The 9,575-nt window shown below is 54.4% G+C and carries 10 protein-coding genes; all 10 read right to left on the bottom strand.

What is annotated here, in order from left to right:
* The coding region (locus QZZ60_RS08605; protein ID WP_295640531.1) for a glycosyltransferase at positions 1–312 on the bottom strand (312 nt) is incomplete at its 3' end.
* A 4-nt stretch (positions 313–316) separates the two neighbouring features.
* On the bottom strand, positions 317–2,035 hold the full coding sequence (locus QZZ60_RS08600; RefSeq protein ID WP_295640529.1) for a polysaccharide biosynthesis/export family protein: 1,719 nt from the start codon (positions 2,033–2,035) through the stop codon (positions 317–319).
* Positions 2,036–2,117: 82 nt separating this feature from the next.
* The gene (locus tag QZZ60_RS08595) at positions 2,118–3,065 is read right to left on the bottom strand and encodes a capsule biosynthesis protein (RefSeq protein ID WP_295640527.1); all 948 of its coding nucleotides are present in this window, start codon (positions 3,063–3,065) and stop codon (positions 2,118–2,120) included.
* 586 nt (positions 3,066–3,651) lie between these two features.
* A complete protein-coding gene (locus QZZ60_RS08590) occupies positions 3,652–4,317 on the bottom strand; it encodes an ABC transporter ATP-binding protein (protein WP_295640525.1) in 666 nt (221 codons plus the stop codon).
* The gene (locus QZZ60_RS08585) at positions 4,314–5,081 is read right to left on the bottom strand and encodes an ABC transporter permease (protein WP_295640523.1); all 768 of its coding nucleotides are present in this window, start codon (positions 5,079–5,081) and stop codon (positions 4,314–4,316) included. Before QZZ60_RS08585 ends, QZZ60_RS08590 begins: the two co-directional genes overlap by 4 nt.
* Positions 5,082–5,085: 4 nt before the next feature.
* Complete coding sequence (locus QZZ60_RS08580; protein WP_295640521.1) at positions 5,086–5,418, bottom strand: DVU3141 family protein; 333 nt, start codon at positions 5,416–5,418, stop codon at positions 5,086–5,088.
* 62 nt (positions 5,419–5,480) lie between these two features.
* Positions 5,481–6,476, bottom strand: a complete 996-nt coding sequence (locus QZZ60_RS08575) for a site-specific integrase (protein WP_295640519.1) — start codon at positions 6,474–6,476, stop codon at positions 5,481–5,483.
* A gap of 664 nt (positions 6,477–7,140) precedes the next feature.
* The gene (locus tag QZZ60_RS08570) at positions 7,141–7,788 is read right to left on the bottom strand and encodes a hypothetical protein (RefSeq protein WP_295640517.1); all 648 of its coding nucleotides are present in this window, start codon (positions 7,786–7,788) and stop codon (positions 7,141–7,143) included.
* A gap of 118 nt (positions 7,789–7,906) precedes the next feature.
* Positions 7,907–9,373 (bottom strand): hypothetical protein, encoded by a 1,467-nt coding sequence (locus tag QZZ60_RS08565; protein ID WP_295640515.1) that lies wholly within the window; start codon positions 9,371–9,373, stop codon positions 7,907–7,909.
* A 14-nt stretch (positions 9,374–9,387) separates the two neighbouring features.
* Positions 9,388–9,525, bottom strand: a complete 138-nt coding sequence (locus QZZ60_RS08560) for a hypothetical protein (RefSeq protein ID WP_295640514.1) — start codon at positions 9,523–9,525, stop codon at positions 9,388–9,390.
* Between the last annotated feature and the right edge of the window lie 50 nt (positions 9,526–9,575).

Here is a 9,575-nt window from a genome sequence, read left to right as displayed (position 1 = left end):
TTTCAGTGTTGAATAAAAATCATTTTTTATAGTGTCATCAGGTTCATAAATAGCAATATATTTACCTCTTGCACATTTCATCCCATAGTTACAGGCATATCCATATCCATGATTTTCCATGGAAATAGTACGAAATCTTCCATCGTCCTTTATTTCTTCACAAAGGATTTCCATGGTCCTGTCTGTAGATCCATCATTGATCATGATGAATTCAATATCGTCCATATCCTGATCTTTTAAACATTTCACGGCCTGAGAAATAAACCGTTCCATGTTATAGATGGGAACGACAACGGAGATCGTTACATCCATGGACTTATAACCCCACGGCAACCTTAGTCGCTACGGCAATCTGATACAGTATCTGAGTGATACCCTTGGCCAGTTCAAGATTCTTTGTATCCACACGGGGCATGACAAGAATCCTGTCCCCGGCATGAACGCCGAGTTCCGCTATGGGGCCGACTTCGCCGTTCATTCGGGCCACAAGCACGTTCTCCGAGTCCGCACGGTCGGTAAATCCGCCCGCGCTTTTCACGTAGTCTTCCGCCTTCATGGAAGAATCGAAGGTCACGGCCTTGGGCAAAAGCACCTCGCCGGATACCTGCACCACGTCACTCTTCTGCGGAATGACCACCTCGTCCCCGTCTTCCAAAAGAAGATCACGCACCTCACCGCCGCGGCTCACCACCACAACGCCGTCGGGCGTAAGATTGGCCGCGCGATGGATGAAGTCCTGCACGAGCTCCGCCTCGCGTACACGTATCTGTGCTTCCTCTGCCGTGGCAGAAGTGGCCGTAAGCGCGGACCGCTCCAAACGATGAAGGGAATCTTCCAAGATGGTCTTCTGCTGTTGGGCCACACTCTGACGGCGGACATAGACGGCGGATACATCGGCAAGCGCCGGGTCCACTTCCACATAGGCAAGAAGAGAACGAAGCGTGGTGCTGTTCTTCACCGGGAAACGCGAGGCCCCCCGTATGGCTCCGCTCACGGAAGCCATGATGGTACGGCCCCTGGTATCGGCCACGAATTCCACACTGTCGCCGTCGGCAAGACGCATGCCGGAAAACTCCTGCAACGTCATATATTCATTGAAAGGCTTACCTGCACGAATACCGGAAACGCTCACATGAGTCGCGCTGGCAAGAGGACTGCCGTAGCGTATGAGCTGAGAACCCGTGGCTGCGCCGCTGAATTCATAGCGGGCTTCCTGACGAAGCATGCCGTAGGCCGCCACGCTCACACCGCGCTCACCCACAAGAATGACGTCGCCGTCCTTCAAACGGACATCCGGCATATTGCCGTTGAGGGCAAAGTCATAAAGGTCAAGGCTGGCAACGACCTTGTTGCCGCGCTTCACCTGCACTTTGCGGAACGTTCCACGATTCGGCGTAATGCCTCCGGCGCGATCGAGGTAGGACATCACGGAATCCATGGGGCCGCCAGCATAGCGGCCGGGCTGATTGACAAAGCCCGTCACGTACACGGCCACAGGCTGCGAACTCTGAAGATTCACGTAGATGTTCACGTTGTCGGTAAATACCGAGGCAAGGCGGGCCCTCACCGCGCCCTGAAGCGCGGACTGCTTGAGTCCGGCCACGCGCACGGGCCCCACTTCCGGCAGAAAAATATTGCCCTGCTGATCCACAGGAAGCACGTCGTTGTAGGTTTTTGCCCCCCACACGCGCACCATGATGCGGTCGCCCGGCAAAATGACATAGTCGCCGTTCATCCCGTCGTTGTAGGTCCCGGCAAAATTTCCGTGGAACAGATTGGCGCCGAAGGGAGCAAGAAGGGCCGAAGCCGAGGGATTGAGCTTTCCCTGGGCCCACGCGGGCGGAGCGTCCATAACCGTAGGCGTGGATTGCTTTTCCCGGTACGGAAGCGAACCGTCGAACATCGGATAACTGCCCGGCGTGGACTGCGAGACCACGTTCATGCTGTTCTGAGCAGACGCAGGCAGGCTCCCCTGCATGGGCACACCTGATGACATGGAACTCTGATACTGAGTTGCGGCTCCATAGCTCTGCATCTGCGCATCCGCCGCAAAAACAGGCTGTGCGTAAAGTATGCACAGAAAATATAATATTCCTGCGTCGTATATTCTCTTCATATTAAAAACCTGCATGTTCTCGAATGGACGCCCATACCAGCGAAACAATGCCCATAAGAAGGAGCAGTCCCGCAAAAACATAGAGCGTGAAAAGGAAAGGTCTGGGATACAGGGACTCGTCCGGCAGCGTAGGCTGCTGATAGGCCACCACATAGCGGGACTGCGCCATCTGCTGAATACGAGCCTGCTCCAGAGACGTCATGGCCGAAACCAGCTGCTTCTGGGCAAACTCCGCTTCTATGGTCAGATCTTCATAGGCGGCCACCAGAGAATTCAGGTTGCCCTGGGTGGAGTTCTGCCCGGCCACGCGCAGCTTCTCTTCATCAAGCTGCTTTTCCACAGCCGCAAGGCGCTGCGTAAGGGACTTGATGAGCGGAGCGTCCGCCTTCATATAGGACCTTGCTTCCGATATCTGGGTGCGCAGCGTAGTCGCCTCGGCTTCCAGACCGGTAACAAGCCCCTGCAGACCTTCCGCCGTCACCTTGGGATCAATAAGATTGTGCGCGTCGCGAAACTCCCGCATGGAGCTCTGAGCATTGCGCACCCGCTCTTCCGCACGCTGTACTTCTTTACTGGCCAGAGCCACGGCATCACTCTGAGCACGCTTGTTCATGGCATTCACCAGCGCCTCACTGCGCGAAAGCACGGCTTCAGTGATCTGCTGCGCCATCTGGGGCGTGTACGCCTTCACTTCCAGAGAAATGATGCCTGTATCCACATTGAGCTGAGGAACCACGGCCCAGCGCCAGTACCGCGCGAGTTCATTCTGAGTAGGATGACTCCACAGCCGGGAAATAATATCGTGGTCATGACTGCTGTAATGCGCTACGATGCCAAGTTCACGATCAATGTCCTGCGCAATGTCAAGACTCTGAATGTAGTCGTTGAGGATATAGGTATCATTGCCCGTAGAACCGGAAGTCTTCAGGAATACGGATGCAATATCCATCCCCGAAGAGGATGAAGCATTCGCGCTGCGTATCGCAAAGCTGGCATTCGACACATACATGGGGGAAGCAAGCAGAAGAAAATAAATAAAGGCCAGAACGGTGGGTACGATAACCAGTAAAAGCCAGGGACTTTTCAACGCACGGCGAATTTTTCTCCATTTTCTGCTTCTGCGGCTTTCGCCCTCCGAAAGAGATACAAACAGGATGCTCTCTTTTTCCGCCGTCACCGTGGCGGGCTTTCCGGCGGAAGACATGGCCGGCGTACCGGCAGGAGCCGTTTTTGCGGGTGCAGACTTTGACGCAGCTGCAGGTACCTTGGCTGGCGCGGGAGATACGGGTGCAGAGGGAGATGCCTTGGGAGTCGACGGCTTTGCCGCCGCCCCCTCCGCCTGAGCTGGGACAGAAGCTTTGGTGGCCGCCCCGGCTGCTGCCGACGCAGGCTTTGACGTGGCCGCAGGTGCTTTGGCAGGCGCGGGAGATACAGGTGCAGAGGGAGATTTGTCTGCATCCTTCTGAGGCGCCGCAGCGGAAGGATTCCCCGCCGAAGCTTTTACCGACGGCTGAACGTTTTTTTCCTTATTTTCGTTACCTTCTGCCACGACAAAGTTCCTCATATGCTGCAAGAGCATCATTCAGTGAATCGAACAGATGCAGACGCCCATCTTTCAGGATTGCGGCGTTGTCACAGTTCTTTCGTATGACGGAAGTGCTGTGGGCCACGACGATAAGTGTAGAAGTCGCCTTTCGCTCCTGAAATATCCGTTCACTCTTGGCGCGAAACGACGCGTCACCCACGGCATAGCCTTCATCGATAAGATAAAAATCAAAGCCTATGGCCATGCTGAGACCAAAGGCCAGTTTGGAACGCATACCGGATGAATAGGTGCGGATGGGCATATCCATGTACGGGCCAAGTTCGGAAAAATCTTCCACGAAATCCGTCACCTGCTTGATATCTGCCCCATAAATGCGGCAGGTGAAGCGCATATTTTCCCGTCCTGTGAGACTGCCGTGAAAGCCCCCTGTAAAACCTATGGGCCAGGAAACACGACTGGTGCGTTTCACGCTTCCCTCATCAGGAATGATTCCCCCGGAGATTATCTTCATCAGCGTGGACTTACCCGCTCCGTTCAATCCAAGAATCCCCATGTTGATCCCGGGCTTGAAGGTGTAGGAAATATCATCCAGAACAATTTTCTTAACACCTCGGGAGAGAGAGTAGTATTTACTTACATGACTGAGCTCTATCATTCTATTCTTCTCCGTACATATCGTTCCAAAAGAAGACCAAGACAGAGACTCGTCATTGTAATGAGACCAATATATAAAATACTGTATGGTTCGGCAGGATATCCTCTGGACATACAGTACCTTCCCCACTCTATCAGCTGTATCATAGGATTATACCATAGATACTGCATAATATATGATGGTATGACAGTAGCCGAATAAAATACCGCAGAAGCAAATAGAAGAAGTCTCAACACCATGGGAACGATCTTTTCCACTGTAGGAAAAAGAACGGCAAGAGATGCACATATCATTCCCATTCCCAGTCCAAAAAGCGGTGTTATTAATAAAATAATAAATAGTCCACCTATATTATTTACATAAATCTGCATATTAAAAAGCAGTGATATACCAATCATCATAATGCCGGAAACTATTTCTGTTGCCCATACGATAATCATTCTGGCAATCATGATATCAAGTGGGGTAACCTGCGGAAAAGTCAGAAGGGCTTTATTGCCATTGACGGCATTCATGCACTTTCCAACAACTCCACTGAATATGTGATATATACCGAAGCCCATGAGAAGGAACATCAATATGGACATACCATGAGGATCAGACGCGCCCAGTGCATAGCGCATCCCCCAGAACACGGCGATGCCCCACATCGTCTGAATGAGCGCCCACAGGTAACCGAGGCGCGACGTACCGTAGATGGTATGCACCTCGCGCATCATCAGAGCATAGATGACGCGGCCCTGCACGATGAGAGCGCTGTCCATGGCGTTATCTCTGGGACTGTTCAAAGATGGGATCGGAAACGTACCAGCCCGACTCGTCACGGCAGATGGCCAGACGATGGGAAGCGCCGCCCGCCGACACCTGCGCCTTGCGGCAGGAAAGGCCGAGGCCGGAAGTATAGACGTTTTCCAGCATGACCAGAGAGTCCGGTCCCCAGGGCGTGGACATCACGGCCTGCTGGCCGGGCGTCATGCGGGAAACGGCCACGGCAAAAGGATCGCCCGCGGGAGCGGCCGCCTTTTCCTCGGCGGGCGTCGCGGTACGCTGCTGCGGCACACAGGCGCAAAGGCTCAGCGCCAGAGCGGCGCAGAAGAGCAACGCGCCTCCTGCCGCCCGTTTTCGCCTTTCAAAAAAACGCGTATCTGTGAAAAAAGACCGACTCACTGGGATCCTCCGCACACAGAGCCGACCTGATCGCCCTGTATCTGCGACTGAAGATGAAAGACCTCGGCGGAATAATGGCCGAGCAGGGAACACACATCTTCGTAATTTGCGCCTTTCTGCATGAGAGAGCGGACAAAGACGTGACGAAGATCGTTGAGACGAAGCGCGGGCCTGCCGAGCTCGTTCCTCAGCTTGTTCCAGAAAGAAAACAACGACACTACGCGCTTTCCGCTCCCCATATGAAAGAAAAGCCACGGCACGTCGTCGCGCCGGGGAAACGTCCGGATAAGTCTGACGGCTTCGAAACTCAGAGGAATGCTGCGCTTTCCCCCGGACGGAGTGCGCCGCGTGACCAGCACCCGCTGTCGCAGATTCACGTCCTTCCAGCGCGCGTACAGAATCTCCGATTTGCTGGCTCCCGTCAGAAAAAGAAGATGAATGGCTCGTGCGGACACGTTGTCGGAATGCCTTGCCAGAAGATCAAGAAGCCTCTCCTTCTCCATCCCTGTCAGCACTTCCGGACGCCGTGGCTGCTCACGCGGACACTGGGCATCACGGAAGGCCGCGTCGTCGGCAAGCACATTCCAGCGGACCGCACAGTTCAGAATATATTTGGCAAGCCAGAACAGCCGGTAACAGGTGCTGGATGAGAGCCCCGAAGCAAGAAGTCGCCCGCGCCACTCATAGAGAGCATTCGTATCTATTTGCGAAAGCTTAAGTCCTCCAATATGCGGAATAATATGACGCATCGCATAACGTTCATCCGTACGCCAGCTTCTTTTGTTCTTCATGACAAAAGGAAGATACATTTCTTGTATGAATGACTCGAGAGACATACAGTCGCCATACAAATTTTCTCTGATGTCATTCTGATTTTTACTGAGCGTGCCCATCCCTGTACGGTCCGTCCAAAAAGTGTACTTTCCTGACGTGTATTCCATCGCCAACGTGCTCATGTCAGCATAGTCGAGATTGTCAGAAAATACCAGCAAAAAATAATCCCCCTCATCCAAAAGTAAAGTCTATCAAAAAAGTACACTTTTCCGCCATGTTAGATGATATTTGCAGGAGACTTTCCTCCCGCTTTTTCAGGCCGTGAAAGGCCTTCTGAAAATATACTGCAGTATACTTTTCCGACGACGCCAGACGCTCTCCGGACGTCTCGTTTTTTCTTTCCGATCACAGAGAAACAAAACAAAAAAAAGACGAATCGGCGCTTTTCCCGTTTTCCGGAACCGAACTGCATATCGTCCTGCCCGGCTGATCGCCTTTACCCGGCGCCGCATCACCTTGCGTTATCAACGCATGACGGCATCAGCATTCCGCATATGTCGGGCATATTCTCGTAGCATCATGTCATTTTACTTTGTAAGAATGCCGTCAGATAGAAAAAGTCGCCGCAATCGCGGAATGGTGATCCGCATATGACTGCGACGACTCTGCAACTGATTGCAAACCGTTATGACGGCAACTTTATTTAAACAATTTCTCTCTTTGCTGCATATCAGACACGCATCTGAAACGCCCCGCTCCAAAAAGCCCCCTCTGCAAGCGCCGCTTTCGAGACTCTCCCCGTCCCGTACCGGGCAGGTCTGTCTTTCCCGGGGCTTTCGGAGCACCGCCGCATCATTGCGCTGCAACGTTCAGGCAATGCGTTCACTCGCTTACCCGACTCTTCCTTTGCGAAAGAGCAAGCACGTATTCCACCACGTTCCAGTATTCGGAAACGCCTCCGAGTCCCGTGCTGGCATCGAAAACGAACATTTTTCCCTGCCCCGACTCCGGCTCTTTTTTCGGCCGCATGACCCAGAAGGGCTTATAGAGGAAAAGCGACGTTTTTTCCGTGCAGCGTATGGCCGCCCGGGGGCCGAGCGGCAGATTGCAGCGTCTGCGCCAAAGATCAAGCGCAAAGGCTTCCGCGCCTTCCCCGGCCTGTGCCTCACCGTATTTCAGAGGAACCACGCAGGCCGAAACCTGCCGTTCCTCCCCGTTCTCCTTGAGCTTTTCCGCCGCAAAATGTGCCGGATCTCCGCCGCCATCAAAGGAAACCGACTCCTCGCGCCACTCCGGGAAGGAAGAAACGCGTTGACATCTGCCCGTGCAGGCATCGCAAACAAGCAGCCCCTCCAGCGGCCTTTCGCCGAAAAATCGCCATGTCGCCGAGCCGCGCACATGAAAAAGCCAGTACGGATAATATAAAAGTTCGAGCGTCACCTCATCCCGCCGACGACGCAGAAAGGCGTAACGGGCGGCAAGGCGTTCCTCATCCCATACAAGCCCGGAAGACGGCAGAGAACATGTCATGATTCGTTTCCTTTGCCTCATTGCATCAACGCCCCGCGGGAAGCGTGCGGCTCCCCGCGCCGGCATAAAAAAAGCGCGCCTTCGACGTCGTGAAGGCGCGCCGTTGAGACATGACAGCCTAAAGCTGCGCGAACTTGTCCCACAACTCCTTGATTTCCGGAGCAAGCTCCTTCTTTTTGAACACGGCGTTGACCGCAAAGAAGATAAGCGGCGCGCCTATGAGCCCCACCAGGAGCGCGGGAATGCCCGTAGGCTTCTGCAGCCATATGGTCCATACGGGAATGATGATCATGATGCATACCATCTGCGCCAGCGCCGCCTGTCTGGTGGCATGGGGGATCAGAATGACGCCGATCATGGGCATGAGGAAGGTGAACACCAGAAAACCGAAGGCAAACACGCCTATCCAGAAAATGATGGTGGGCGGCTTGACGGCGAAAAGCAGCGGCAGCAGCACGAACACGGACGCGCCGACGCGATTGTAGAACATGGGGTGCCGCTCATAGCGATGCGGGATGGCCAGCTTGAAAATATCCTCGATAAGCGAGGAGGCTGCCACCACGATGGAACCGCTCACCGTGGACATGATGGCGGCAAGCACCGCGGCAAGGTATATGCCGCCCATGAGGGGCGAAAGCACCTTGGGAATGAGCAGCGCAATGACCATGTCGGGATTCTTCACTTCGGAAGGATCGAGCACCATGTGGCTCATCATGCCGGTGGTGGCCAGCGTCCAGGCAAGAATGGCGGAAAAGACCACGCACACGATCATGGCCACGCGTGCGGTACGGACGTCGCGCATGGAGAATATGGCCACGCTCTGCTGCGGCATGGCGATGCCGACCAGCATGGTAATGGCGAGAATGATGAACAGATTGGACCAGCTCATTTTTCCGCCGCCCGTGACGTCGAGCAGATTGGGATCGATGGAGGCGAGCGAGGCATTGAGATGCGAGAGCAGATCCCAGGAGACGCCGCCGAAGGCCGCCTGAGCCGTGGCCGTAAATATGGCTATGGAGCCGAGCACCATGATGATGCCCTGAATGAAGTCGGTCCACACCGAGGCGAGATAGCCGCCCATGACGCAGTAAACGCCCACGATGACAGCGCCGATGAAAAGTCCGTGCAGGTAGTCCAGCCCAAGAATGGCGGAAAAGATTTCACCCGTGGCCTTGAACTGGGCCACAAGCGAACCGCCGAGACCGATGAGTATGGCCACGGCCGCCACAATGCGGATGGCGCGGCTCTCGTAGCGCTTTTCCAGCATCTGCGGAAGCGTGAGCACGTTGAAGTGGTCGAAGGCCAGCTTGAGACGCTGACCGAAGACACGGAATGAGAAGAAATAGCACAGCGGCGTGCCTATGCCCATGGCAAGCGACGACCAGCCGGCATTCCAGGCCATGCCCGGACTGCCGACAAGCTTCACACCGCTTTCCCAGGTGGCGGCGAACTTGAAGGCCGTGAACCACGGACCGAAGCCCTTGCCTCCGAGAAAATAGTCTCTGGAATCCCGTACCTTGCGCGAAGCAAGATAGCCTATGAACAGCATGAGTCCGAAATAAATGACGAGAATGGCTATCATCATGGCTGGAATCTCCGTCAGTTCCTCTTGTCTTTACGCGAAGGGTTCCTGCCCTGGAGGCACCACCAGATGCCGTAGCCTATGACGAACACGAACTGTACCAGAAAGACCCCGATATAAAGAAGAAACGTTGAGGTGGGCATATTGGCTATCATATTTTTTCTCCCGTCTTTTTCCGGCGCCATCGCGGTTTCGGGCCGTCCCG

It is taken from the genome of uncultured Mailhella sp. (assembly GCF_905187505.1).
In the GTDB taxonomy this organism is placed as follows: domain Bacteria; phylum Desulfobacterota; class Desulfovibrionia; order Desulfovibrionales; family Desulfovibrionaceae; genus Mailhella.
Note: the sequence above shows the minus strand (reverse complement) of the source record. Positions and strands in the feature narration are given on the sequence as shown.